Genomic DNA, 24124 nt, shown 5'->3' with positions numbered 1-24124 from the left:
CTTTAGTGACAGATAAGGTTCCACTTGCTTCCTCTCTGCCTGCACCTTCTTATTTTTTAAATCGGTTAAAAATCGATTTGATGGTACTATTTCCTTTCGCCGCCATTCCGCTTGTCTGGAAAGTCTCTTCAAAATTGACTTCTTCTAACCAATGACTGTCAAATCGGCTACTATCGATATACAGCTCTAAATCATTCTGCCCCGTTGGATTATAGAGGACAACGTCAAATCCCAATTCATTTAACAATAGCAATAATGCTGCATCGGTTCTTGTCAACGTTCCAGTCATACCATTATTGTAAATCATAATTTTGGGAACATCTTGAGCATAATCGTATTGCTGAAGCATTTTGGTGATGAACGGAGGAATATTCATTGCTTGAGAGAACAGATATAACTGAACATCTTCTTTGGATTCACTCCCATGGGAAAGAAAATGGGCCTTTCTTACATATCTGCTGATTGCACTGGCCAACGCCAACTGCATTCCGTTAGAGACCGCTCGATGCTGCCACCAATTGGACTCCATTAGCTTCTCTGGTGAAAGCGTCCCATCCTTCTTCAAAGCAAATTGATAGTGAAACTGCTGATTCCCTTTAATCTCCTGTTTGATCGGAAATTCTCGAATAACCTCTACCAAGTCTGTACTCTTTCTTACTTCATAAAAATCGTCCCAATACTTCTTACGATCTTCTGATATTCCCAGCACCTTAGCAAAAATTACCGGAATCTTCACGACTCCTTTTTCCACTTGAAAATTTGGTCGAACAAACGCTTTTTCCTTACCAATAATTCGAATTTCATCATAGGTCGTCTGCAAGGTCAAACTCTCAGGAAGATATTCTCTCAGCTGAAAAGGCTTTAATAATAATGTACCGTCAGCATTCATGATATTACTGAGTTCCATCGCTGCTTTTCTAGCTGTTGTCGATTTTCGCATCGGTTTTTCCGTCGGGAAAGGTGCCATATCCATTTCATTTGGGTACTCATAAACGGAAAGGCTGATACCCTTCACGTCCTTAAATTCGTTGACCTTCTCACTATTGAACACCAGTACATCAAACCCAAGAAGATATAATAAAATCAGAAAATACTGCTCACTTTTCGTCATGCTTCCATACCAAATGACTCTCGGTACATCACTTTCCAAATCAGTCTCCTTGAGCCACTGATCAATGTAATTGAAGCCCCATTTGATACAGTCTACGATCACTCTGCGGAAGTCCTTATGAAGCAAATCTCCATGATTTTCTGCAAAAATATTGATCAAATCAATAAATTTTAACGTCAGATAGCGATAATACTCCGGATGCTCACGCAACGGCAGTAAATTATTTCCCTGCATAAACGCAACAAAACGATTCGGAGAAAGACCTTTTTGCTCGTTGTGTGTATTGAACAATTTCTGGATTCCCTGAAATATCTGATTATCGATCTGTTTTTCCAAATTCCCAGCCAGTAAATGAATGTTGTTGCTCTCGTTATAAACAACTTCATATAGCCACTCGCCATAACTGAATTCATCCAACGGAACACCTAAAACAACGCCGGAAATTTGAGGATACGTCAATGTTTCTTCTGTTTTTTGAAACCCTGTTCTCAGTGATATAGGCGTGATAAATTCTGCTTGCCAATCAATCTTGTTCAGATCCTGCGGAATCGGATGTAATTCCAACACACCATTCACTCCATTTCTACTTATACATTTTATACTTTGTTTCTTTAGGAAACACTACAACTTAAGCATGATTTTTTGATATTTTTTCTTCTACCAGTCACGCTGAAAGTCTTCTGTGATATAATCAAAGTATATCCAATCCATACCAACTAATCAACACAAATTATCACCATAAAATGAGGCGATTTAGATTGAGCAATGGGTTGTTTTCTACTATGTGAATACTGTTAAATCATTTTTCTCTCAACTATTCATTGTTATTTTGAGATAGGATTTATTTGACAGGAAATCATATATATTCTAATGAAAAAGGAGATACAAACCAATGGCAATTAACTTATCAAAAGGTCAAAAAATTGATTTGACCAAGTCTAATCCGACATTGAATAATATCACCGTGGGGCTAGGATGGGATGAAGCGTCTCAATCTGGAGGCGGTTTTTTAGGTGGTTTATTTAGTGCAAAACCAGCAGCAATCGATTGTGATGCTTCGGTGATTTTGCTTCAAAACGATCGTTTTGTCGACAAAAAAGATGTCGTTTACTTCGGTCAACTGAAAAGTACAGATGGCGCAATCGTTCACCAAGGAGACAACCTGACAGGTGCCGGTGATGGTGACGACGAAGTGATCAAAGTACAATTGAATAGTGTGAACCCGAAATATAATAAGATGGTCTTTGTTGTTAATATTTATCAAGCGCATAAACGTAATCAGGATTTTGGTATGATCCGCAACGCGTTCATTCGTATCATGGATGATTCCGGCATGGAAATCGCTCGCTACAATCTGACAGACAATTATCAAGGAATGACTGGTTTGGTTGCAGGTGAACTATATCGCCATGACAACGAGTGGAAATTCGCTGCTGTCGGTAGTGGAATGGACGTTGCTAATTTATCAGAAATGCTTCAACGATATAAATAAAACTATAAAATTCTGGAGGTTTTTTTCTTATGGCAGTTTCATTGGCAAAAGGTCAAAAAGTTGACTTAACAAAAACAAATCCCGGATTGACAAAAGTTCGCGTCGGTTTGGGTTGGGACACAAACAAGTACGACGGTCAAAGTGACTTTGACTTAGATGCAGAAGTATTCTTACTTGGCGGAAATGAAAAAGTAACAAGTGATGCTGACTTCATTTTTTACAATCAGCCAACTAGTCAGGATGGCGCAGTAACACATATGGGTGATAACCGCACTGGTGAAGGCGAAGGCGATGACGAGTCAATCGAAATCGTACTTGGCAGCGTAAACCCTTCTATTGAGAAAATCCGCTTTACTGTAACGATTGATAGTGCAGAAGAACGAAACCAAAACTTTGGTCAGGTTTCAAATGCGTTCATCCGAATCATCAATGCAGACTCAGAAGAAGAATTGATTCGTTATGACTTAGGTGAAGATTTCTCAATCGAAACTGCCATCGTTGTCGGCGAATTGTATCGTCACAATGGCGAATGGAAATTCACTGCAATTGGTAGTGGCTATCAAGGCGGATTAGCCGCACTTGGTAGAGACTTCGGTGTAAACATCGGATAATCACTTCAATTATAGTGGGAAATCAACAGTTACATGGGATTTTCAAATAAGGATAAAGGAGTATAACACATATGGCAATTAATCTATCCAAAGGTCAAAAAGTCGACCTAACAAAAACAAATCCGGGACTGACAAAAACAATTGTTGGTCTAGGTTGGGACACAAACCAATTCGACAGTGGTGCAGCTTTTGACTTAGATGCCTCTGCATTTCTACTAGATGCAAGTGGCAAATGTCTAAATGAAAAAAGCTTTATCTTCTATAATAATCTTCAATCTGAAGACGGCTCCATTATCCATACAGGAGATAATCGTACCGGTGAAGGAGACGGCGATGACGAACAAATTAAAATCGATTTATCTGCTGTTCCTCAAGCAATCGAACGAATCGCAATCACTGTAACAATCGATGATGCCGTAGCAAGAAACCAAAACTTCGGTCAAGTATCGAACGCGTTTGTTCATATCTTAAATGAAGAAACTGGCGAAGAAATCTTAAACTTCGATTTAGGAGAAGACTTCTCTGTTGAAACAGCGGTAGTATTCTGCGAGCTTTATCGTCACAATGGCGAATGGAAATTCAACGCAATCGGCAGCGGCTACCAAGGCGGCCTCGCTGCACTCGTTCAAGCATATGGTTTAGACGTACAGTAATAACCGAGGAAGACTTATGGCTGGGATCTAGTCATCCCAGCCATTTGGTTACTCTAAAATACCGAAAAAGACAAAGGTAATATCCAATTTTCTTATAGAGAATTGGCTGTCTGATTTAATAAGGGGAACTAACAAAAAATAGTTAGCTCTCTCTATAACATGAAGGAGATTATTAATAAGTGAATAAGACATTTGCCGGCTTAACAGCCGAACAGGTCGAGCAGTCCAAACGTGAACATGGGACAAATGCCCTGACTGAAAAACAATCGGAGTCATTTTTTGACAAACTAAAAGGAAACTTTGATGACCCAATCATCAAAATATTGATCGTTGCACTCGTTCTTAATTTAATTTTTGCTTTTCTTGGCTACGCTGAATGGTATGAAGCGATGGGAATCGCGATTGCCGTATTGTTGGCGACATTGATCGGAACATGGAGTGAATACTCCAATGAAAATGCCTTCCAGAAATTACAGGAAGATGCATCAAAAATCGTTGTTAAGGTCTATCGTGACGGACACGTCGTTGAAATCAAAATCGACGATATCGTTCAAGGGGATGAAATCATCCTGCAAACCGGGGATAAAATCCCTGCAGATGGTATCTTATTGGAAGGTACTTTAAAAGTCGATCAGGCTTCTCTAAATGGAGAATCTGATGAAGCAACAAAAACACCTTTACCTAAAGGTGGTACGTACGAAGATGGCGATACCTTTGATCAACATGCTTTGTTCAGAGGGGCAGTTATTACTTCCGGAGAAGCAGTCATGAAAGTAACCAAAGTCGGAGACGCTTCTTTCTTCGGACAAATGGCTTCTGAGCTTTCTATCGAAGATCGCGAATCTCCATTGAAACTGAAGCTTGCCGGATTGGCAGACATGATTTCTAAAGCTGGTTACACTGGTGGGGTACTGATTTTTGTTGCATTTATGATCAACCGGATTTTAGTACAGAACAACTTCGATGGCGCCTTGATTTCTGAGTACTTCACAAACCTGGGAGTTGTCGGAAATGATGTTGTAGAAGCCTTTATTCTAGCTGTTATTATCATCGTTGTTGCCGTTCCAGAAGGCCTGCCAATGATGATTGCCATGGTTCTTTCTCAGAACATGAAGAAAATGCTGCGTAGCAATATTCTCGTTCGAAAACTTGAAGGGATCGAAACAAGCGGAAGCTTGAACATGTTGTTCTCTGATAAAACAGGAACGATCACTAAAGGAAAACTAGATGTTGTTTCTTATATCAATGGTGCGAACGAAAGCTTCGACACTCTTGGCGATGTCCCTGAGAAACTTCAAAAAATCATTGGTACATCCATTGTAAATAATACCAACGCTGTAATTTCTGAAGACAGTAATGGCAACGTTCTGATCATCGGGGGGAACCCAACAGAAAAAGCAGTCCTTGCTTTTGCAGAGAAAAATGAAAACTTGCATGGAACATTAGAGCATGTTTCTGTAATACCTTTCTCCTCTGCTAGAAAGTTTTCAGCAACACAAGTGGCTGGGGATTGGAACACAACCCTTATCAAAGGGGCTCCGGAAATGATTTTACCGAACTGTTCAACCTATTATGATACAGAAGGTAATAAACAGCCTTTCACAAAGCTGGCTGAATTGGAAACTGAAATCAATGACCTAGCAACACGATTGATTCGGGTCTTGATTCTTGCAACAACAGAACAAACAGTAACGGAAGAAACATTACCATCAGATTATACATTGGTTGGTATTTTAGCTATTCGTGATGATGTTCGTCCAGAGGCTATCGAAGCCATTGAAGAAGTGCATCAAGCGGGCGTACAAGTTGTTATGATCACTGGTGACCGTAAAGAAACAGCGGTTGCTATTGCGAAAGATGCGAAGATCCTGACTGCTCCAGACGATGTAGTTCTAACTTCTCAGGAGCTCAACGAACTGCCGGATGAAGAAGTGAAATCGATTCTTCCAAATATTCGTGTTATCGCTCGTGCTTTACCTACTGACAAGTCTCGTCTGGTTCGTTTGTCACAGGAAATCGGCTTGGTTGTCGGTATGACGGGTGATGGCGTAAATGATAGTCCTGCCTTGAAGCGTGCCGATGTCGGTTTTGCGATGGGTAGCGGAACAGAAGTAGCAAAAGAAGCTGGTGATATCGTTATTCTTGACGACAACTTCAAATCGATTGCTCAATCTATTCTATTTGGTCGTACAATTTACCGTTCTATTCAAAAGTTCATCGTCTTCCAATTAACATTGAACGTTGGTGCTTTGCTGATCAGCTTTATCGCACCATTTGTTGGTATCGATCACCCATTGACAATCACTCAAATGCTTTGGGTAAACTTGGTAATGGATACACTGGCTGCCTTGGCATTCGGTGCTGAACCAACCTTGAAACGTTACATGAAAGAAAAACCAAAACGTCGTGATGAAAGTATCGTGACACGCCCAATGTTTTCCGCTTTCGTCTTCGAAGGAATTGTTATTACTGCGATTGGGCTATGGATGCTGAAAGGCACGTTCCTTTCTCAATACTTTACAAGTGGTTCTGGTGATATCGCTCTTTACACAGGGTTCTTCTCATTCTTTATCCTGTATGCAGTATTCAATGGATTTAACGTAAGAACAGAGAAATTGAATATTTTTGATAATTTAAGTAGAAATAAAATGTTTATCCGTATCATGGGTCTAATCATCGTTGTTCAAATTCTGATGACCTTTGTCGGCGGCGCAATTTTGCGTACAACACCTCTAAATGTCACTGAGTGGGCTATCGTTCTTGGTTTGTCTATTGCAGCCATTCCAATCGATATACTGAGAAAAGTGATTTCAAAAGCGTTGAACAAATAATAGATACTAAAAAAGTCGAGACAGCAGGATTTTCTGCAGTCTCGGCTTTTTTATTTGAACTTAAAATCTGATAAAAAGCTAGTCATCCATGTGGCATCATTTTTTAGATAGTCTTTCCCAAAATCCACAATTAATCCATGAAACTCCTTTGCCTCAGTTGTACTAAAATTATCTGGAAGATACACACGTTTTTTCAATGTTTTATAGCTCTCGATATCCTCTATGCCCAATCGAGTAAACAATCTCTGTGCATAGCGATCCGCAATAAATTCTACCCCATCAAAAACGTAGACGATCAATACATCTGCTGTTTCTTCACCAATACCACGTAGCGAAAGCAATTGCTTTCGCAAGGCATCTCCATGTTGTCTTTCAATAGCTAATAAGTCAAAATCAAAAATACTGAGCCATGAAAATATCTCCTGAATCGCTCGGCTTTTATTTACAAAGAAGCCACTTGGCCGAATCATCTCTTGTAATTCTTCCAGAGAAAGCGCCGCCACCCGTTCGGGCTGAAATTGTGTTTCTTCCCTTAAATTATGCAATGAATATTCAACATTTTTCCAATTTGTATTTTGAACTAGAATCGAACCAATAATAATTTCCCACTTTGATTCTGCCGGCCACCAGATTCGTCCCGGCATATGCTTTTTCAGCTGCTTATAAACTTCTACTACAGGTATCAATCCTATCCGTCTCCTCTCTTTCATGAAATTTTATACCACATGAATGTCCGTTCTCTCCATTCTGTTCACCTATCAGTATAGCAAATGCCAGTAACTTTCTTCAATTTTGGATTTTTTTAGTAACTTATTAAACCTAACAGCCTTTTATCGTGTATGCTATACTAAGAAAAATTGAACATTTAGGAGTGATACTCTTTGGACAAACAAGATCTGAAACAATTAAAAAAGTATTTTAATGAGGACAAAAAATTTATCAAGGATGGCTACTATCGATTAAGAGACCTCGGAAATTCTCACTACGAATTAGCTTTTTTAGAAGCTGGTCCTTGTGGCGATACAACTATTCATCCTCAAATCACGATTGATGCAACGAAAAATGAACTCATTCCTATAAAGCTGTTGGATCTGGCTGTCTCACCAACACTGCGCTTAACACAAGAAGAACATAAAAATGAATTATGCGAAGCACTTGAACAGCTTCTTCAACGCTTCTATCAGGTGATAGAAGAATAATCAATACTTGACTGAAACTGCCTATCTGCACTCTTTCGGTCAAGTTTTTTCTTGTATTATCAAAAACCCGAACATTCTTTGTCCCATATCGGCATTTAATGATAATTAGATGAACATTTTCATCATTTCCTCATATTTCGTATTGATTCCATATAAAAACTTGTGATACACTTAACAATAAAAAATGAAATGAATGGGGTGTTGTTATGGATTTAGGTGATTTATTAAGTCAGATCAACGATTTTATCTGGGGAATTCCGATGATCGTATTGATTATGGGTGTTGGGATTTTTCTGACTATCGGCTTACGAGGAATACAGCTTAGAAAGCTACCTTTAGCTTTAAAGTATATGGTGAAAAATGAAGAAGGTGGTGAAGGAGATATCTCCAGCTTTGCTGCGTTATGTACAGCCCTATCTGCCACAATCGGTACCGGGAATATCGTTGGTGTGGCAACAGCGATCGTCGCAGGAGGACCAGGTGCTCTCTTCTGGATGGAGGTCGCGGCACTTCTAGGGATGGCAACCAAATTTGCGGAGGGTTTGCTAGCATTAAAGTTTCGTACATTTGATAAAAACGGGAGTGCTTTAGGTGGCCCTTTTTATTACATAGAAAATGGTATGGGCGTGAAATGGCGCTGGTTGGGTAAGATGTTTGCCTTATTTGGTCTTCTTGCCGGACTACTTGGAATCGGAACATTCACTCAAATCAATGGTATCACTAGTGCTGCACAGTCCTTTTTTGATCCAACCAATTCAAATACTGTTGCTTTATTTGGGCAGGAATACTCATGGTCAGTAATCATAACTGGTGCAGTGGTTACTTTGGCAACTGCGATTGTTTTGATTGGCGGGGTAAAACGAATTGCTCAGGTAGCTGAGATCATTGTTCCCGCTATGATCGTGGTTTACGTGTCCTTATGCCTATTGATGGTTGTCTTGAACTTTTCAGAGCTGCCAAATGCTTTCGCTCAAATTATTGAAGGAGCATTCGGGCTACGTGCTGTAAGCGGCGGTGCTTTGGGAGCAATGATCTTGGCACTGCAAAAGGGTGTGGCACGCGGAATCTTCTCTAATGAATCTGGTTTAGGGAGTGCACCAATTGCTGCAGCCGCAGCAAAAACAAACGAGCCTGTTCGTCAAGGGTTGGTCTCTATGACAGGGACATTTATTGACACGATTGTTGTTTGTACAATGACTGGACTTGCGATTATTTTGACTGGAGCTTGGGAAACAGGGTTGGATGGCGCTGCAGTAACTATTTATGCTTTTTCAGAAGCTTTGCCTTTTTCAAATGCGATATGTTCTTTCCTACTGATGATGTGTCTATCATTCTTTGCGTTCACAACGATCATCGGGTGGAATTATTACTCTGAACGTTGTTTGAGTTATCTAACAAACGGCAGTCTTACAGGAGCCAAAATTTTCAGAATCGTTCATATTTTTGCTATTTTTATCGGCCCTTATATGACGATCACAGCTGTTTGGACACTTGCAGATATCTTTAACGGATTAATGGCTTTTCCCAATCTGATTGCACTCATTGCACTAAGTCCCGTCGTTTTCCGAGAAACCAAAGGCTTCTTGAATCGATTGCAGGCAGATGGATCTACATTGCCGATAGAAAAAGTTGAAGAAGAAATTCCATTTACCTCTGAACTTGGGTTGGAAGAGTAAAAAATTGGGGCTGTGACATTAGTATGCCTCAGCCCTTTAAAACCAGATAAACGGTGTTCCAGAAGCAGCTACTAGCAGTGAGCTGCATCAATGTCCGCTCAACATCAGTGGTAAACCACTGTGTTTCAAGGCTTTTCGACAATAAGTCGAAAATTCGCAAAAATTTATGTGATACCAAGTAGGAATCAATCAACATCGGAATGGTACATTCCGTGTTTCTTGTCATTTTCGGAATTTCCGCCTTATTGCTTAGAATCACTGTGAGTGCTCTTTTGAGCAGAACAGATGATGAAAAGTACCTACTTTTGGTGCTTGAAGCTGACCACTTCTGTCACAACCTTACTTTACACCAATCGTTCCGGCATCATACCTTGTAAAAATTCCCAAACACCATTTTGAATGACCAATTCATCACGATCTTCAAAGGGAAGTGTTGTTCGAATTGCCTCCTCTTTTCCTTCTAGGACTTTCTTCGTCCAGTGAGGATCAATCAGCAATGCGCGTCCGACAGCCACCACTTCCGCATGGTCAAGTACTTCCTGCGCCTGTTTTCCAGTTCGAACATCTCCCACACCAATCAACGGCATACGTCCAGCTATTTTCTCGTGAACATACTCCAGCATTGATTTCTCTTGAAATTCATCAGAAACAGAAACTCTTTGATAATCATTCAAAGAAATATGTAGATAATCCAGCGGTTTGTTGGCTAATAGTTCAACTAGATACATAGTGTCTGACAGTTTAATCCCCGGTTCTTCATATTCTTCCGGAGAAAAACGATAGCCTACAATGAACTCTTTTTCAGCATATTCATCCACAGCTGCAGTCACACTATCTACAAGCAAATCGATAAAATGAGCGCGTTTTTCAACGGAACCGCCCCATTGGTCAGAGCGTCTATTAGAATGTGGAGAGAAAAACTGCTGAATCAGGTATGTGTTGGCTCCGTGGAGCTCCACGCCATCAAACCCAGCCTTGATAGCACGAATCGTTGCTTTGCGATAATCTTCAATCAGTAATGGAATTTCCGCCTCCATCAATTCTCTAGGCGTTTCTGCTCCTTCTCGTTCAGCAGCTACAGCACTGGGAGCTACGGGCTGCTCCCCACGAAGGATTTTAGAATTCGTCATTCTACCACCATGAAAAATCTGTAAAATTGCTTTGGTCCCGTTCTGTTTGATTGTAGAAGCCAACCGACTTAAGCTTGGGATCATCTCATCAGAAGCTACGCTCAGCTCGCCTTCCCAGCCTTTTCCTATCTCCTGAACATTTGCAGCTGCAGTAATAACTGCACCAACTTCCCCAGATCTCAAGCGATAATAATTCAGCTCATCTTGAGTAACGACCCCATCATAAAAACTCATTTTCGTTGTCATTGGTGCCATAACTACACGATTCTTTAACTTTAAGCCTCTTTTGAACACTAATGGTTCGTTTAATTTATTCATACAGTTTCTCCTCCTATGTCAGTCATTTATTTTGAATACTTCCTTGATTGGCGTCTCTCCATCATGCATAGCAATTACTTTTTTTATTGTGCTTGGTTCTACCACCAGTTGTGCCAGTGCTTCCGCTACATTAGCGATAGAGTTCTCACCCGCTTCATGTGAATCGATTGCTATTTTTCCTGTACCTGTCGTTTCTTTTAATGTCCCCGGCTGTAAAATTGTATAATCCAAATCCGTATGATCGATCAACCAAGAATCAGCATAATGCTTGGCAATCATATAGTCGAGAATACTTGCAAAAGATCCTTCCTGCCAACGTTCAGGCTCCAAAGAAAAAACAGAACTCAACTGAATGTAACGCTTGATTCCCTTCTTTTCTGCCGCTTGCATTAACTTCACGGCACCATGTAAATCCGTTTGTAACAAATCTTTCCCTCTGGAACCAGCAGCAAATATCACAACTTCTGAGTCTCCCAAAACTTCAGTTAACGCATCCACCGAAGTGTGAAGATCAGTAAAAACTGCCTTACTATTTTCTGACTCCACAATCTGATCCGTTTTTCTAGCTCCTGCATAAACAAAATGACCTTGTTCTTGTAAAATAGCTACTAACTTTTGACCAACTCTGCCAGTCGCTCCTGCAACAAATATCTTCATCTCCTATTTCTCCTTTCTTTCTAAATATGTATGCACATACATATAATATACTAAGAAAATGACTTTTACAAATCAATTGACTTTCATCCCTTCGATTTATAAAAGCCGGCCAGTATTGGCTGTTGCTCAAACACTTCTCTTAACACTTTATCTACTACTTGTTCTGCTGCTGCAACCTTTTCCAGTCCTTTATCTGTCACACTGATATAGATCCCTCTTTTGTCATCTGTACAAATGTGACGCTTGATCACACCACAGCGCTTGTCTTCCATGCGACCAATCAATCGTGATAACGCACTTTGACTTAAAGGCATTTTCTCCTGAAGCTGTTGCAAACGCATTTTTTTGGCACCCTCAACAGATAGAAAGTATAGTACGTAAAACTCATTTAGCGCTAGCCCTGCCTCGCTTTTCAATTGTTCTTCCAAACAGCTATCAACACTAGCTAGTAGCTGAGATAACGCCAACCAATCAGCTAATCTTCTTTCCTTCTTCGACATTATCCTCACCTCTTTTCAACTACAATCTGGTTCATAGCAGGAAATATCCATAACTCCAAACAGTATTTTCTAAAATGATAACGAACAATCAGCCATTCGTCAATCTCAATGTTTCACCTCATGACTAGAACCAACTTTTTTGTCTGCCTCCATGGTAAAACCGAATATCGTCTAAACAAACGATACTCGGCACTGTAAAACTATTTATTTATAAACGAAAAAAGCTTTCGCTCAGCCAATCGGTTATTCTGAGACTTCATCCCGTTCTTCATTTACATGATCATCTAGCAGTAACTCTTCTTTTATTTCCGTTTTCGTTTCCATTTGAAAACCAAACTCATTCTCTCTATCACTAAAAGTAAAGCTAGTCATCAACGAATCATTATCAAAAGGGTCTTTCTCTTGAACAAATTTATTAGAGTTCGACTCAGCGGAAAAATTGCTAAATTGTTCCTTCGCTGGCTTCTCGCCTTCAATGCTTGCTTCTTTCAATTTAGAAAATTCAGATGGATCAGTTTTTTCAGCCTCTTTTGCTGGCTTCGGACCATTGCCACCTACACTAACAACCGATGCTTGATAAAATGGATCGTTTCTTCTTCGCTTCAAGACAAACAGATAGCCGCTGAAAAGAAGAAGGCTACTAACCGTTAGTAGTATACCGGTTTTTAACCCAAGTGGCAGATAGATAAACGCAACTGTATGGGTTCCTGTAGGAATAGTCACAGTCAAAAAGGCATCCTTAAAACGAGGTATCTCAACTTGCTTTCCATCTACGGAGACTGTCCAGCCTTGATCATAGGGGATTGTAGTAAACAATACTTGCTCTTCGTCGGTTACCACCTCAGCCTTTGCCGTACGTCCAGAAACAGTGAAAGCAACCCCCTTTTCTTGAATCGTGGTAGCCGCTTCTTCAAACAAGTCAATATCCAGTAAAGCGATATCCGGTGTCAAAAAACTGAATACGGTACCACCTGTGAAAGTCGCTGAAAATTCTATGGTTGTTTCTTCTTCGTACATTCCCAAATCGTAGTATTGACCCGTCATGTTGATTCGAGTCTTTTGACTGGTCCCATTAACCTTCAGCTCAATATTCGCTGTCTCCAGATCCTCGTAGTTATAGGGATAAAGGCTGAGATAGGCCTGTTTTCCTGCCGGAATCACAGCTTCCCAAGTGACGATTTTCTTTGAATGTTTCTCTTCATCCTCCGCCCGATAGGTCTCCAATCCTTCAGATTCTTCCAACTCGACATTGTCCAGTTCCACCATCTCCGGCTCAATAAAAGTGTAGTAGTCAAAGTCTTTCTTTGCCAGTTGATTGAATAAAGAGGTCTGGCTTTGTACTTTCCCTTCCTCATAGACCTGCTCATCTGTCAGTACACCTAAGGGCATCGCATACGTATTTTCATAGAGCGCATACTCGCCACTTTCTGCTTTCTTAGTAAAACCAAACTTATGCATGTCTTCTTTGGTCAGGTTGTATTTGATCCCTGAAATAACATCCATTAACAATGTATTGTTCAGATAACTGATTTGTAGATTTGTGTCCCAAGAACGATACCCTAAATCATGTAAGTAGGACAATGAATGCCGATTTCGGATAGATGAAAACATGGACACGCCACTATAACCATAAGCCAAGCTATCATTTTTTGTCACTGGATCTAAGGTTTCCATACGATAGAAGGACTCATTTTCTGCCTTTGTCTGCGCCACCAAGTTCTTGATCTCCTTATGAGAGCTGTTATATAGCGCAACTGTCGGATAAGACCACTCGCCTTCAATGCCGGAAAAAATACCGTACGTATTGATCCCGCTCTCTACACTAATAACAAGAACAAACAATACGCCTAGCCATTTTGTGTAGCGCTTTTTCTGTAAAAACAAGAGACCCAAATAGCCAAAGCAGAGGATCACTGTCACCCCAAAGGACAATATAGTCACATAAGTGTAGGACCCACTGTACGAACCGACTAATTTGACACCCGTAAACAACAAGACCAGTATGAATACATTATTCAACAGCCGATCGATTCCCTGTTTGTCCAGTCGCTCCCAGCCATAACCTGCTAAAGCAATCACTAGAAAAGAAAAGCCGAAGCTATAACGAAACGGAAACATGTTCGGCGTGTGCAGACCATGCCAGAACAGATTCAACGGCTCCCAGTAGAAGCTGAGAATCAGAACAGCGAATAAACCGCCATAAACCAACTTCTCTCGTTTCGTGGTCTGTCTACTGACAAAGAAATACAGACAGAGGATCAAAGACAGTAACCCAACAAATACAAAAGGGACTGCCCCAAACATCGTTGTATCATAGACCCCTACGAAATTCTTGGCAATCAAGTCCAATGGACCGGTGCCATCGGTCAGGATCGTTTGGACCTTCGACATCGCTTCCCCATTGTTTTTCAAATCCAAAATGGCGGGCAACACCATCGCCATGGATGCCCCACCTGCTAATAAGGAGGTCGTCAGATACATAACGATCGGCTGTTTTCGTTGCCCTTTTTGCAACAATAGTGCGCGTGCACAGAAATAAAGGAACGTAAAGAACCCGGCCATGAACGCCAGATAAAAATTGGAAATAAATAACAAGACATAACTAACAAACAACAGTGCTGGTTTTCGTTTCTCCAGTACCCGATGAATCCCCAGAATGATCAATGGCAAATAAATGAAGGTATCTAACCACATCACCATCTCTGAAAAGGCCAAGGTAAACCCCATCAAACTATAGGAAATACTCAGCCCAACAGGCCCCCATTTCGGCAGCTTGAAGGTCTCCAAGCTGTAATAACAAAACGCCAAACCGGAACACCCGAATTTAAGCAAGGTTAAGAAATAGAGAAATTCCGGCATCTGCTGGTTATCAAAGAAATACACCAGTGGTGTAAAAATCCCCCCTAAATAATAGGAAATAAATGACCAGTAGTTCAAGCCAAATGAAGCATACCAGGTATAGAAGATACTCTCCTCTCCCTTTAACATGGTATTATAGCTGGCAAAGAAATTGCTCAGCTGACTGAAGGAATCACTAGCCATGATGCTTTTTTCACTGCCTGGATAAATCCCAATCAGACCATAGGCAAGAATCAAAATGACAACTGGCAAGGCAAACCCCAAAAACAGCCATCGTCCCTTTTCATTTATAAATGTGTTTCCTTTTTTATCCATATGTCTTCCTTTCCCTTTCAATGTCTCTTCACAAGTAATTGGGTATTCATTTAACGAAGCAATCCAATCGAAGCAAACGGAAAGTAACGAAAAACAACGATTCCTTCGATTTGCTTCTTCGAAATCAGCCCAAAACTCCGACTGTCATTTGATTGAATCCGATTATCTCCTAAGACAAAATAGTGATCTTCCGGAATTTCTGTCAATCCAGTCAATGCATACTGAACCTCGTAAGCAATAGATACTTTGAGCGTTCCATCCGGTAAATCATCCGTATCTGGGGAGAAGGACTGATCTCCGTTCAGATAGAGCGTGTTCTCCCCTACTCGTATGGCATCTCCAGGCAACCCGATGACTCGCTTGACAAACGATTTTCCTGGTTGATCCTTCGGTTCAAAGGTAATCAGATTATAGCGTTGCAGCTCTTGTGTCCTCTGAATGATGATCCGATCTCCATCTTTCAAAGTCGGGGCCATCGAAACACCATCAACTGTATGCTTTTGAAACGCAAATAAAAAAAAGAGAATCCCAGCAAGAAACATCACCAGTAGACCATTGATCAGCCATGACTGCGGTTCTTTGGATGCCTGTTTCTGCGTGCTTCTCTTTTTTCTGTAGGGTCTGTTTCCAGCACCCTTTTTTCGTTTTCTTCTATTATTTTTTTGTTCCATTCCGTTACTCCTTATAAGTAAGAACCTAAAGTCCGCTCAGTTTATGAAAAGGAAACAGCCTCATTTTAATCACACCAATGATTTGTGTTTTCTTCACCGTCCCATAGTCCCGACTGTCCTGTGCATACGTCCTATTATCCCCCATCACAAAGTATTCTTCCTTCGGAATCACCGTTTCTCCGATCACTTGAGACAAGGTGAAATCTGGTGTAAGGATCATCCCCATTTGATGGCTCTCATATAGTTTCTTCTCTAAGAAGCGCTCCACCTGATAGATATCATTGACAAATAGCTCGTCATTTTTGTAGAAAAGCCGCTCTGTAGGTAAGCCAATCACACGTCGCACCGAAAGAGAGCTGTCTCCTTCATCCTTGATAAGCACCAGATCAAAGCGACGAATTGCTCGGCGCTTATTGACAAATAGGATCTCTCCATCAGCGACTGTTGGCGCCATCATGTACCCTTCCATTTGCTGGATAGTAAAAGTAAATAGGGAAATCAGATACACCAGACCAGCGGTCAGAAGTAAACTGATTCCTAATTGAAACAGAATTTTTTGACCTGCTTTTTTTGCTTAGGTCGTCGTTTTCGTTTCTGTTTTACAGCTTTCGTTAGCTGATTCACATTATTTTTGGCTATAGTTTTTCGCTTCGTATTTGTTTTTCGATGAACCGTTCGCTTCTTTTGCCTTTTTCGTATTGCCTTTTTTGATGCGACATTTGGATGCCCTATCGCTTCTAAAGTTTCTGATTTTTTCCGTGTCTGTTTCTTCTTTTCGCCCATAGGTGATCCCTAGTTTCTATCCATTTTTCTTCAATGAATTTTCATCAATCTTAAACTGCTTTAGGACCTTCTGTTGATGGTCTTGCGTTCGTTTCAAATCCTCTTTGAAACTTGTCAGCTTCTCTTCATCGTCTAAAAAGGACTCTGCTTGGCCATTGATATTGATGCCCAACTCTTTCATATAGGTGTATTGCTTGTTTAACAAGCGCTGGTTCTCCAGCGTCAATCGGGCACTGGCTCTTCGCGACCCATAACTGGCCAAACGACCAGACAGTTCCTTGATGTTACTGATGACCTTCGTTGCGCTTTCTGCACTGTCAATACTCTCCAGCTGACCAGAGATTTCCTCTACTAAATAGTACCCTTGAACGATGCCATCGGAATCTCTCTCATTTAACGTCGTACCCTGATAGTAGCGGGCATAAAATGCCCCACCGCCAAGACCGAGTGTAAGAATCAGTAAGAGAAAGACGTTACCCCATTGCCGTTTTCGTTTATCCTGCAACTGTCGGATCGTACGTTTCAACTTCTTCCGCTTTTTTTTATTCCTGACTCTCTTTTTCTTCAACTGCTTTAGACTGCGCCCAGTCAAAAACGTACCTATCACAGTTAATACCATAAACAACAGAAAGAGGATAGCACTTGACAGTAACCCTATAAATAGCCAATCCAATACACTCATCTATCTATCCTCCACATTCATCTCTCAATTTTTCCCTGATTTCTTCTTTGACTGTTTTTTGTTCCCCTTTTTCTTTTTCTTACCGTTACTGCTAAATCGACGAATCAGCACAAATACGATAACGACTAAAAGAAAGACTCCGCCCACGATCATAGCGATCAGCTTCCAATCAACCCCTTGTTCTTGCAGCAGATTTAGGTCTTCTCCATTGAACTTATCGGCATCCTCGTCGGTGATTTTAAACTCCTCAGTCCATTCCCATCGATCCGCTTCAGTCGTTACCACGATTTTGGCTGTATAATCACCGGCAATCATACGCTCACCTTGCATCGAAATTGGAAAATCAATCATTGAGTTAGGTGCCATACGCATCGAAGCAGACTTTGTGTCATAAAGAACTTCATCTGAGCCCTTTTTACTGATCTGCGCATCAATTGTCATATCATCAACAATGGCCGCCTGTGTATTGGAAAAGTTGACAAAAATCGAGTTGCGGTAATTGCTTAGCTCTGGATAGACCTTGTTTAATGCCATATCCGGTTTCACTTCTGTATCGGTTTCTGATAAAACCATACCAATCAAATAGGCATATTTATTGATAACTGCTCCAGTTTGATTTTCTTCCGCATCAGAACTTAAGTTCTGCAGCTCGATCCCACCAGTGATCACCCCATCATACGCTTCTGTCGGCATAGTGATTTCCAAATCCAGAGTTGTCTCGCTATTGGCCGGAATCTTGACCTCATCCGGTCCCTTGACCAAATTTTCAAATGGGGAGATCAACGAAGCATCATTTTCAATGGTACTTGGTCCATATTCGATCACCCCATTTTTGTTGGTTTTCGCCCCATTCAATTTGACACTCACTGTTGTTTCTATGTTTGTCGGATTGACCAATTTGATTTGGACAGTTTGTTGTTGCCCTGGAGTCATCCGTAAATCAAAGTAGCCCTTATTTTTATCTCGTTGATTCTCTGGCTGAACCACTTCAAAGCTGAAGCCACCACCGCTAAGAACTTCTGATTTCTCTTCTCCATGAGCGGTCATTGTAATGCCTAGTACTGAAAATATGTATAAAAAACAAATAAAAACTGACCATTTTTTGTTCAAAATAATTTCCCTTCCTTCAATCAGAAATGAGCCCCCGATAAAATCGGGGGGAACTCATTACTTTACTATCATTTCTGTTTACTCTGCGATCTATGGCGCAGCAGTGATTGACCAAGTGATTTCAGCTTTGTATACGCCTACTTTTTTAGCTACAGTTCCTGGTACAGTTAAAGTAACTGATTTTTGTGCTGAACCTTCTGCATCTGCAGCAATATCACGTTTACCAAAAGCTAGTTTGTATTGTCCGAATCCTCTGCCTGAAGTTGCATCTGTATGGTTCAGGAATAGCACTTTTTGGTTAAGCTCAAGAGCGTCTGGAGTAGCTTCTACACCTAATGGAGCCAATGCATTCTCACCATCCGTACCATTTGTTGCTACACGAACGTTTTTATACGTGAGTGTAGAACCAGTTAATACGCTGCTTCCTTGTGTGAACTGTTGTGTCATTTCGGCTTCGATTTTGTATGTGTTGTCTGTGCCGTCAACACGGTTATCAATGAATTCTACAAAGTTTTCCATGTCGCCAAAGTTTGCATCATTGAATGCCTTAACATCGTAATCCTGGCTGCTTCCGTCCGCTAGAATCGCATGTTTTTCGAAGTCCAAAGGTGTTACTGCAACGATTTTCAGATCCGATGGATCTGGGTTTGCCGGTGGGTAAGGCAATACTGGTCCATCAGTATCCGGTGGTGTAACTGGTTTTGTTGTACCTTTCTCGAATTCCACGATACCGTCACCTTTTACTGAAGTATCTGCTTGTGTTGCGCTTGGTGCTGCTACTGCGAATCCAATTACTGCTAATAGGGCAGCGCCGCATAATTTGTGTGTGTTTTTCATGTGTGTTTTCCTCCTAAGATATGTGTGTGTAGTTTGTTTGTTGCATTTATGGCAACTCGGATAGAATCCAAGTTAACACCGTGGTGTAAGGTACCGGGTCGATTTTTGTTGCCTCCGGTATAGACAACGTAACAGCGCTGTTCTTGTAAACAGGCTTATTTTCAAATGCCGGGTCGACAATCTGTTCACCGCTAGGTGTCAGACTTGGACTTAAGGTATTGGCTTGACCGTTGGTGTTCTCTTCTGAGGCACCAAACTCGATCAACCACGTTCCTTCTCCCTTACCTTGGGCCGCTTCTGCCAAGGTATAGGTGTCTCCGATATTATCGAGTTGAATAATATCCTTAGACACACTTGGGGCTTTTGATAGATCCCATGTCGAATTGACCCAGGATTTATCAAAGGAAATCACTGCACCCTTTAACTGGTTGTTCAATGTGTTCGGGTTTTCAAACTGTGCCGTTTGACGGACCTGAAGGGTCCAACCACCGCGGGTTCCCCGATAATCGGAAACCTGAATAAAGTTTCCTCTAGGACCTGTATCGCCAAAGAACAGTTGAGCATTCGCTTCATAGAGTCGGTCGCCCTTCGTGATCTTGTTTTGACCAAAGCCTAGTTGAGGAACAAATTCAATCCGCAACGGACCATCGGTACTGGGACTTGGGCCAGGATCAACGACATTTCCCGGTTTTTCCGGGTCCTGTACATCCTTGCCGTAGCCACCTTCAAATTCTACGACACCATTGTTTGTCACATTAGGGTCTGCATAAGCGGTCGTTCCGGAATGAATCACTCCGAAAGACAGGAGAGCAAGCAGACTCACTGAAAATATGCTCAATTTCATCCGTTCCCCTCCTCCTTCGCATCCTTCTTACGCTTCCAGAAGAAGAACAGAACCACTAGGACAACCAGTGCAGAACCACTCACTGCCAAGCTTGTCTTCACCAATTCCCCTGTAGAGGGATATTTCCCGGTAGGCTTTGTGACGGGTGCTTCGGAAGAGGAAGGTACCGTAATGGGTGTTGACGAAGAGGTACTCGCCACCGTAGAGCTGCTTGTTGAACTGCTCGGTGTCGTCGAACTACTACTTGTTTCTTCATAAAACTGAATGACTCCATTGGTTTGGACTGCTCCACCGTTCTCTGCCGCAAAGCTAGTTGGAACACCAGCTGTTCCTGCGACAGTCAGCAACAGGAGCATGGAGAGTCGAATCAGATGAACGATGTTATTTTTCATGTTTCTCCTCCCCAGGTTTAAGGCGTATCACCTAAATGCCAAGTGATTTCTGCCTGATATTGTCCAAGTTTTTTTACAGACCCAGCTGGTACTTCCAGCTTAAGTCCCGTTCCTCCGGAACGCCACTCATTACTGACGACATATTCTCCGACATCCGAATGCGTGTGGGTCTTGATGAGCGTTGCCTCACCATCCAACGCTTCTTCTGATGTACCATCATTGAATTTGATTGCTTCACGTAGGATTTTCGTCGTATCACCCGTATTGGCCATTTCCTTCGTGAGGGTCGCTGTCAATGTCCAACTCGTCAGATTGCCCCGATTGTCAGAAACGGTCAGAGGCATATCTAACTCCGGCTCTTCCACCCGTGTATCATTCGTTGCGACCGTGTGCTTCTTGAAGTCAATAACACTTGGTGCTGAAATCAGCTCTAGAACACCATGTATTTCTCCGCCGGGCACGCCAACCGGACTATCAATGATTACATTAATCGATTTGAACGGTCCATCGGGATTAATTGGTCCTGGTATAAATGGATCAGCATCCTCTTGCGGTGAATAACCTTTCGCTTCTGCTGTATTCAGTAAATCTTGACCAATTTTATCTTTATTCACTGTTGTTTTGAAAGTTACGACAAATCCGTTCAACGCTGGTACATTACCAATCTTAACTGTCAATATACGTGTTGCTTCATTGTAATCAAACAAATCATCTGTCAAAGCAATGTCTGTTTCATTTCCAGAAGCATCCGTTGTCTTAATTGTGATACCGTGATTAGCAGGGTTGAAATCCATCCCGACTGGTAAAGTATCTTCTAAGACAACATCTGCCCAATCTTCTGAACCTGCCTTATCATTTTTACCAATTAAAGTATATGTCAGGACATCTCCAACCGAAGTTGTGCTACCAGCACTAGATATAACTGATTTTGTTAACTTTGGATTATCTGGGATAACGTCAACGACCGTATACATTTTTGCTGGTTGGAATGTTGCATCAATATAAGACACCGCACTAGGATATGGATTTATATTCCCGATGGTATTACTTCCCACCGCACTGTTTGTGCTAGGTGGAGTGATAGTCGTTGGATTATCTCCCGCATTATCTTCTAAATAGATAGTCACAGTATCACCAGCATTCAGGTAGCCTGGCAAATTATAAAGCCATTTACCATCACTACCAACCGTTCCAACCCCTATCAAACTTCCACCATTTATCGAAATGAGAACATTAGCTCCTACTTCAAGATTTTCAGCTGAAAGCTGTTTCGTCGCATTTGTAATTTTCTCATCCATAAGTGTTGCTGGTTCCGGAGGCGTGACATCAATAACAGTTTCTGGGGTTTCCTCACTGACCCACGTTTCTCCTCTTGTTGCAGTTGCTTTCATCTCTAAAGGTGCAATTTGAAACTCTGTATCGGTGTATTTTGCATACTTATTTCCATCTATTGGAATATTTGCTCGAACATTGCCTCGTGTATCTGTAAATGTAATCAAAGCCTGTCCAGTTTGCGCAAACACTTCTTCCATAATTGGTACACCATCATTATCAAACACTCCAGTCGGTAAATTACCAATTCTTACCCTAGCTTGATAGGTCTTTTGCGCATCCGTTACAGGATCCCATACAACTTCTGGTGCCACATTCAAGCCGTTGATTCTTCGGAAGCCATTATGCACAAAAATACTTTGAAGGTCATTATTTGAAGACATAAATGTTGTTCCAGTTCCTGTAAGATAACTAACCTTCTCATAAGTATAATCAGAGGTTGCTGAAACAGCCGTTGCATTTCTCCACAAATTTATATCACTATTATAAATTCCAAAGGTATTTCCAGCTGTGATAGTCAAAAATCGAGCAGAAGTTCCGCTTGTCGAAGCTAAACTATTTCGAATCTCAAATTGCTTTGGACTGACTATTTCAAATTTGGCTCCACTACCATTCATTTGGATGACTCCATCTGAAGTGTTACCATAGATAAAGACCTCAGAATTTTGTTCTGATAAAAATTCCATATTTGCTGTTGTTCCATTGGTCGTTTCAGTCAATCTAACAACAGGACCAGATCCTCTGGACAACAAATTAATGTGGGAACCTTCTTTCGCAACAAACTTCTTTTGTGCGTATCTATTCGTTCCATTCAACGCTGCATAATTAGAAAGTGCTCTTCCTTGCATACTTGCATTGTAATACGAACCCTCTCCTACAGTTATAGTAGAATAATGGGCATAGACGGCTGGATAGGAAGTATAAGTCGTTGTATTTCTCAAATAGACGAAAGCATTTTTACCAATTGTAAATTCACCATTTATTCCTGTTGAACCATCACTTTGTCTTTCTACATGCCAACAAACTGAATAGTTGGTACGATCATTCGTGCCTTTCCAAACTGTGTTGTCTTCAACGATCATGCTTCCTAGATAGAAGTTTTCACTACCTGTTACCAATACATTGTAACCATACATCGTTACCTCAGCCGAATTTGCTCTAGCAAATCGACCACCTACATTGGTATATCTTGTATTTAGCCCGTTATATTTAGATTGGTCAAAGTCAGTAGAAACATTACCAAATCGGAAGTACCAGTTATCAGACCTTAAGTCCGTCGTTGTAGATGTGTCTCCATTAATAAACGACCAATAACCTGCGCCTTCTGTTGAATTGTAATTTGTTTCTGTTGCAGCAACCATATCGTGTAAATGAAAGACTGGATAAGTTCCTGCTGCCGGCGTTGCTATCCCCAAGCTTTTTCTATAGAGAAGCAATTTGTACCCGCCACCATCAATTTCTATTGATGTCGCTCGTCTATGAAACACACCAGTACCACTAGTAGGTGAACTGATATCATTTAACATGATGATTTTAGTCACAGTTTCATCTGAATAGGCTTGAACAAAACCATATCCCCAACTATTAGCTGAAGAGGTAGTAGAAGTATAAGTATCTACTGTTACCACCTTACCGCTTTCAGGATCAAAACCATGAGCCGCATGATAAGCATCACTCGCTGCTCGATAACTCGCTTCATATTCGGCTTTATGCTGAGCAAGTGTCATACTTCCGGAAATTTCTCCGGTAGCACGAGGTGTGCTGGATTGATAAGCAGTTCCAGACATAAGACCATCTAACTCATCATTAGTTATTTCTTCTTGGCTACGTAAACTTTCTTCTGTCTGTGGTAACTTAGTCAATGCTGATGAAGGATCAAAACTTTGAACGTTTTCTACTACGCTGCTTTCGTTCGTACTAGATTCACCCACATCTTCATTTGCCCTAATACTACTTCCAGAGTTGAAGAAAAACACAAGTGCTAATGAAAGGGCAACTGCAAAAAAAATAGAGACCTTATTTCTAATTTTCATTTTTCTCCTCCTTTCCTCCAAAATGATGTCCGACTGTTTGTCAGACGATTTATCTCAAATTCTACAAACGGATAAACTCAGACTTCCA

Annotated in this window: 22 protein-coding genes; 6 read left to right on the top strand and 16 right to left on the bottom strand. The window is 41.1% G+C overall.

Annotated features, from left to right (window positions below):
- Positions 1 to 49: 49 nt before the first annotated feature.
- Positions 50 to 1678: a YceG family protein gene (locus tag A5888_RS17590; protein WP_086350936.1), complete on the bottom strand. Its 1629-nt coding sequence runs from the start codon at positions 1676 to 1678 to the stop codon at positions 50 to 52.
- A gap of 325 nt (positions 1679 to 2003) precedes the next feature.
- On the opposite strand from A5888_RS17590, the gene A5888_RS17585 reads away from it, so the two are divergent.
- The 4 genes from A5888_RS17585 to A5888_RS17570 all read left to right on the top strand — a co-directional run bounded on the left by A5888_RS17585 (position 2004) and on the right by A5888_RS17570 (position 6698).
- Entirely contained in the window at positions 2004 to 2603 is a 600-nt protein-coding gene (locus A5888_RS17585) for a TerD family protein (protein ID WP_086350935.1), read from the top strand.
- Between the two features lie 29 nt (positions 2604 to 2632).
- The gene (locus A5888_RS17580) at positions 2633 to 3214 is read left to right on the top strand and encodes a TerD family protein (protein ID WP_086350934.1); all 582 of its coding nucleotides are present in this window, start codon (positions 2633 to 2635) and stop codon (positions 3212 to 3214) included.
- Between the two features lie 71 nt (positions 3215 to 3285).
- Positions 3286 to 3867: a TerD family protein gene (locus A5888_RS17575; RefSeq protein WP_086350933.1), complete on the top strand. Its 582-nt coding sequence runs from the start codon at positions 3286 to 3288 to the stop codon at positions 3865 to 3867.
- Between the two features lie 179 nt (positions 3868 to 4046).
- Positions 4047 to 6698, top strand: a complete 2652-nt coding sequence (locus A5888_RS17570) for a calcium-translocating P-type ATPase, PMCA-type (protein WP_086350932.1) — start codon at positions 4047 to 4049, stop codon at positions 6696 to 6698.
- Positions 6699 to 6748: 50 nt separating this feature from the next.
- Here A5888_RS17570 and A5888_RS17565 read toward each other — a convergent pair whose 3' ends face one another.
- Positions 6749 to 7384: an endonuclease III domain-containing protein gene (locus A5888_RS17565; protein WP_339101758.1), complete on the bottom strand. Its 636-nt coding sequence runs from the start codon at positions 7382 to 7384 to the stop codon at positions 6749 to 6751.
- Positions 7385 to 7579: 195 nt separating this feature from the next.
- On the opposite strand from A5888_RS17565, the gene A5888_RS17560 reads away from it, so the two are divergent.
- Complete coding sequence (locus A5888_RS17560) at positions 7580 to 7897, top strand: hypothetical protein (protein WP_086350930.1); 318 nt, start codon at positions 7580 to 7582, stop codon at positions 7895 to 7897.
- Between the two features lie 206 nt (positions 7898 to 8103).
- Entirely contained in the window at positions 8104 to 9573 is a 1470-nt protein-coding gene (locus A5888_RS17555) for an alanine/glycine:cation symporter family protein (RefSeq protein ID WP_086350929.1), read from the top strand.
- 28 nt (positions 9574 to 9601) lie between these two features.
- On the opposite strand, the gene A5888_RS17550 is transcribed toward A5888_RS17555, so the two are convergent.
- The 14 genes from A5888_RS17550 to A5888_RS17485 all read right to left on the bottom strand — a co-directional run bounded on the left by A5888_RS17550 (position 9602) and on the right by A5888_RS17485 (position 24036).
- Positions 9602 to 9799 (bottom strand): hypothetical protein, encoded by a 198-nt coding sequence (locus tag A5888_RS17550; RefSeq protein WP_139843920.1) that lies wholly within the window; start codon positions 9797 to 9799, stop codon positions 9602 to 9604.
- Positions 9800 to 9917: 118 nt separating this feature from the next.
- Positions 9918 to 11021 (bottom strand): NADH-dependent flavin oxidoreductase, encoded by a 1104-nt coding sequence (locus A5888_RS17545; RefSeq protein ID WP_086350927.1) that lies wholly within the window; start codon positions 11019 to 11021, stop codon positions 9918 to 9920.
- Between the two features lie 18 nt (positions 11022 to 11039).
- A complete protein-coding gene (locus A5888_RS17540; RefSeq protein WP_086350926.1) occupies positions 11040 to 11678 on the bottom strand; it encodes an SDR family oxidoreductase in 639 nt (212 codons plus the stop codon).
- 83 nt (positions 11679 to 11761) lie between these two features.
- The gene (locus A5888_RS17535) at positions 11762 to 12178 is read right to left on the bottom strand and encodes a MarR family winged helix-turn-helix transcriptional regulator (protein ID WP_086350925.1); all 417 of its coding nucleotides are present in this window, start codon (positions 12176 to 12178) and stop codon (positions 11762 to 11764) included.
- 243 nt (positions 12179 to 12421) lie between these two features.
- Positions 12422 to 15352: a YfhO family protein gene (locus A5888_RS17530; RefSeq protein ID WP_339101757.1), complete on the bottom strand. Its 2931-nt coding sequence runs from the start codon at positions 15350 to 15352 to the stop codon at positions 12422 to 12424.
- A 50-nt stretch (positions 15353 to 15402) separates the two neighbouring features.
- Positions 15403 to 16023: a signal peptidase I gene (lepB, locus tag A5888_RS17525; RefSeq protein WP_086350797.1), complete on the bottom strand. Its 621-nt coding sequence runs from the start codon at positions 16021 to 16023 to the stop codon at positions 15403 to 15405.
- 25 nt (positions 16024 to 16048) lie between these two features.
- Positions 16049 to 16531 carry a signal peptidase I gene (gene lepB / locus A5888_RS17520; RefSeq protein WP_422389726.1) on the bottom strand — a complete coding sequence of 161 codons (483 nt, stop codon included), beginning with the start codon at positions 16529 to 16531 and terminating at the stop codon, positions 16049 to 16051.
- A 29-nt stretch (positions 16532 to 16560) separates the two neighbouring features.
- Positions 16561 to 16806 carry a hypothetical protein gene (locus A5888_RS17515; RefSeq protein ID WP_339101756.1) on the bottom strand — a complete coding sequence of 82 codons (246 nt, stop codon included), beginning with the start codon at positions 16804 to 16806 and terminating at the stop codon, positions 16561 to 16563.
- 16 nt (positions 16807 to 16822) lie between these two features.
- Positions 16823 to 17488, bottom strand: coding sequence for a hypothetical protein (locus A5888_RS17510; RefSeq protein WP_086350799.1), 666 nt, complete (start codon positions 17486 to 17488; stop codon positions 16823 to 16825).
- Positions 17489 to 17512: 24 nt separating this feature from the next.
- Positions 17513 to 18598, bottom strand: coding sequence for a DUF916 and DUF3324 domain-containing protein (locus A5888_RS17505; RefSeq protein WP_086350800.1), 1086 nt, complete (start codon positions 18596 to 18598; stop codon positions 17513 to 17515).
- 90 nt (positions 18599 to 18688) lie between these two features.
- The gene (locus tag A5888_RS17500) at positions 18689 to 19435 is read right to left on the bottom strand and encodes a WxL domain-containing protein (RefSeq protein ID WP_086350801.1); all 747 of its coding nucleotides are present in this window, start codon (positions 19433 to 19435) and stop codon (positions 18689 to 18691) included.
- A gap of 46 nt (positions 19436 to 19481) precedes the next feature.
- Positions 19482 to 20279 (bottom strand): WxL domain-containing protein, encoded by a 798-nt coding sequence (locus A5888_RS17495; protein ID WP_086350802.1) that lies wholly within the window; start codon positions 20277 to 20279, stop codon positions 19482 to 19484.
- On the bottom strand, positions 20276 to 20671 hold the full coding sequence (locus A5888_RS17490) for an LPXTG cell wall anchor domain-containing protein (RefSeq protein ID WP_086350803.1): 396 nt from the start codon (positions 20669 to 20671) through the stop codon (positions 20276 to 20278). Before A5888_RS17490 ends, A5888_RS17495 begins: the two co-directional genes overlap by 4 nt.
- A gap of 17 nt (positions 20672 to 20688) precedes the next feature.
- Positions 20689 to 24036, bottom strand: coding sequence for a WxL domain-containing protein (locus tag A5888_RS17485; protein WP_339101755.1), 3348 nt, complete (start codon positions 24034 to 24036; stop codon positions 20689 to 20691).
- Positions 24037 to 24124 lie beyond the last annotated feature (88 nt).

The sequence above is a fragment of the Enterococcus sp. 9E7_DIV0242 genome (genome assembly GCF_002140975.2).
GTDB lineage: Bacteria > Bacillota > Bacilli > Lactobacillales > Enterococcaceae > Enterococcus_L > Enterococcus_L clewellii.
The sequence above is the reverse complement of the archived record's forward strand: the minus strand, read 5'-3'. Positions and strand labels throughout refer to the sequence as shown.

Excerpts from the sequence above, each read along its gene's own strand:
- A5888_RS17500 (WP_086350801.1), bottom strand. The coding sequence starts at position 19,435 with ATGAAAAACACACACAAATTATGCGGCGCTGCCCTATTAGCAGTAATT.
- A5888_RS17540 (WP_086350926.1), bottom strand. The coding sequence starts at position 11,678 with ATGAAGATATTTGTTGCAGGAGCGACTGGCAGAGTTGGTCAAAAGTTA.
- lepB (WP_086350797.1), bottom strand. The coding sequence starts at position 16,023 with ATGGAACAAAAAAATAATAGAAGAAAACGAAAAAAGGGTGCTGGAAAC.
- A5888_RS17485 (WP_339101755.1), bottom strand. The coding sequence starts at position 24,036 with ATGAAAATTAGAAATAAGGTCTCTATTTTTTTTGCAGTTGCCCTTTCA.
- A5888_RS17510 (WP_086350799.1), bottom strand. The coding sequence starts at position 17,488 with ATGAGTGTATTGGATTGGCTATTTATAGGGTTACTGTCAAGTGCTATC.
- A5888_RS17535 (WP_086350925.1), bottom strand. The coding sequence starts at position 12,178 with ATGTCGAAGAAGGAAAGAAGATTAGCTGATTGGTTGGCGTTATCTCAG.
- A5888_RS17545 (WP_086350927.1), bottom strand. The coding sequence starts at position 11,021 with ATGAATAAATTAAACGAACCATTAGTGTTCAAAAGAGGCTTAAAGTTA.
- A5888_RS17550 (WP_139843920.1), bottom strand. The coding sequence starts at position 9,799 with ATGACAAGAAACACGGAATGTACCATTCCGATGTTGATTGATTCCTAC.
- A5888_RS17490 (WP_086350803.1), bottom strand. The coding sequence starts at position 20,671 with ATGAAAAATAACATCGTTCATCTGATTCGACTCTCCATGCTCCTGTTG.
- A5888_RS17555 (WP_086350929.1), top strand. The coding sequence starts at position 8,104 with ATGGATTTAGGTGATTTATTAAGTCAGATCAACGATTTTATCTGGGGA.
- A5888_RS17530 (WP_339101757.1), bottom strand. The coding sequence starts at position 15,352 with ATGGATAAAAAAGGAAACACATTTATAAATGAAAAGGGACGATGGCTG.
- A5888_RS17515 (WP_339101756.1), bottom strand. The coding sequence starts at position 16,806 with ATGGGCGAAAAGAAGAAACAGACACGGAAAAAATCAGAAACTTTAGAA.
- A5888_RS17585 (WP_086350935.1), top strand. The coding sequence starts at position 2,004 with ATGGCAATTAACTTATCAAAAGGTCAAAAAATTGATTTGACCAAGTCT.
- A5888_RS17575 (WP_086350933.1), top strand. The coding sequence starts at position 3,286 with ATGGCAATTAATCTATCCAAAGGTCAAAAAGTCGACCTAACAAAAACA.
- A5888_RS17495 (WP_086350802.1), bottom strand. The coding sequence starts at position 20,279 with ATGAAATTGAGCATATTTTCAGTGAGTCTGCTTGCTCTCCTGTCTTTC.
- A5888_RS17580 (WP_086350934.1), top strand. The coding sequence starts at position 2,633 with ATGGCAGTTTCATTGGCAAAAGGTCAAAAAGTTGACTTAACAAAAACA.